The organism is Acinetobacter sp. 228 (assembly GCF_048147885.1).
Genome location: NZ_JAYWYV010000130.1, coordinates 1 through 1,788 on the forward strand (window position 1 = coordinate 1; position 1,788 = coordinate 1,788).

The window sequence follows — 1,788 nt, forward strand, 5'->3', positions numbered from 1 at the left end:
CTTGAGGATGATAATAGACTTTTGGATGCTCAGCGCCCAACACTAAATCGAACAGCTCCGAACCGAAATCTTTAATTTTATTAAAAACAGATATGCCCATATCCAATAACTACCTATGACTATGAGTTAAATGATTGCCGCACTATGGCTGCAACCTGCCGTCCCCAAACTGCGTAAACTTCTTTACTTGGATGAAAACCGTCACTTGCCATAGGCAAGTTCATGGCTTGAAAAGTTTCAATATCATATTCAAGAAACTTAAAATGGCTTTGTGGTGCTAACCATTGTTGTAATTTTTGATTCATTTGCTCTGCATATTGCCCAAACAACCAAGCTAGTGGATTCGGTAAAGCCGGGAAATGTTGCATTGGAGGCACACCGGAAATGATAATCAACTTTGGCTGAAAACGTTTCTGTATATGCTCAAATAATTGCTTCTGTTGTTTAATCCATGATTTAGCAGAGGTCAACTTTGTGACATCATTTACACCAATAGATGTCACAATCACATAATACTTCTGCTCTTCTAAATGCTGCAAAGCATTAAAAACTTGTCGAGTTGTATCACCAGTTTTGGCATGAAGTTTCCACTGTAGGGAAAATTCATTTTGCAGTTCTTGAATAATAGCACCAGACAAGGCATCTTTCTGATTTTCTACACCAACACCTGCTGCGGCAGAATCTCCCAAAATAAGCAGAGATAAAGGTTTACCTTGACCAGTTCTACCTTCTCGTTCACCTTTAGCTTCTGCTAAACGTGGTGTGTTCTTTCGAACTTTATGACCTTGTATGAACAATACGGGTAATAAAAAAAATGTTGAAAGTTTTAACCACATTTTTATATACCTCAATATTCTTTCTTAGGCTATTTAACAAAATTATTGAGGTTTAAATTGAGCTATTCGTATGCCCATTTGCTCAGCTAATGCAGCTAAACCGCTCATTGGACGAATCATTACTTCAAAATCAATAATTTTACCCTGCTCATTAAAACGAATCATATCGATACCTTTTAATGATTTATCTCCTACATTCGCACTAAACTCCAGCACTACATTTTCACCATTTTCCGTGTAAAACTCTCGATGATAGGTAAAATTCTGAAATACCTGAATTACATTGGTGAGAATAAAGAAAACAACTTGTCTTCCCTCATAAGGTTTATAAGCAACCGGTGAACGGAAAACGACTTCATCTGCCAGCAAATCATTTAAGTTCGATAAGTCATTTGATTGAATCATGTGATGCCACTTTTCTAATGACTGTTTAGTTATTTCGAGTGTCATTTTTATTTTTCCTTTAAATAGGTTTTAGTGATGAGCATTCTCTTACCCAAGACAATGCTCATTTAAGCCATTAAAGAACCGCTGCTAGTTCAGCACCTTGTCGAATAGCACGTTTAGCATCCAACTCACCTGCTTCTTTAGCACCACCAATCAAATGAACATTCTTACCATCTGCTTTTAATTGGTCATACATCGCAGTAAATGATTCTTGGCCCGCGCAAATCACAACATTATCAACCTCAAGCACTGTTGGTTTGCCATCAACAGTAATATGAAGCCCTTGATCATCTACTTTGTCGTATTGCACACCTGCTAACATTTTCACGTTTCTGTTCTTAAGCCCGGTACGGTGAATCCAACCAGTCGTTTTACCCAGCCCTGCGCCTACTGAGGAAGCTTTACGCTGCAACAAATAGATTTCTCGTTCAGAAGCTTCAACTTTTGGCTGCTTTAAACCTCCGACATGTTCATAGTGAGTATCAATACCCCACTCTTCATAAAA

At 38.0% G+C, this 1,788-nt stretch carries 3 protein-coding genes and 1 pseudogene; all 4 read right to left on the reverse strand.

Features of this window, described 5'->3' with window-relative positions:
* Nucleotides 1-100 (reverse strand): hypothetical protein (locus VXQ92_RS16615; RefSeq protein WP_416682567.1); only part of this gene is annotated, 100 nt, incomplete at its 3' end.
* A gap of 19 nt (nt 101-119) precedes the next feature.
* Entirely contained in the window at nt 120-836 is a 717-nt protein-coding gene (locus tag VXQ92_RS16620; RefSeq protein WP_416682566.1) for an SGNH/GDSL hydrolase family protein, read from the reverse strand.
* Nucleotides 837-878: 42 nt separating this feature from the next.
* Nucleotides 879-1,286, reverse strand: a complete 408-nt coding sequence (locus VXQ92_RS16625) for a nuclear transport factor 2 family protein (protein WP_031998130.1) — start codon at nt 1,284-1,286, stop codon at nt 879-881.
* Nucleotides 1,287-1,356: 70 nt separating this feature from the next.
* Nucleotides 1,357-1,788: pseudogene (gene fadH, locus VXQ92_RS16630) on the reverse strand (NADPH-dependent 2,4-dienoyl-CoA reductase); the annotation flags it as partial.

Coding starts and splice junctions, on each gene's coding strand:
- VXQ92_RS16620 (WP_416682566.1), bottom strand. CDS start 836: ATGTGGTTAAAACTTTCAACATTTTTTTTATTACCCGTATTGTTCATA.
- VXQ92_RS16625 (WP_031998130.1), bottom strand. CDS start 1,286: ATGACACTCGAAATAACTAAACAGTCATTAGAAAAGTGGCATCACATG.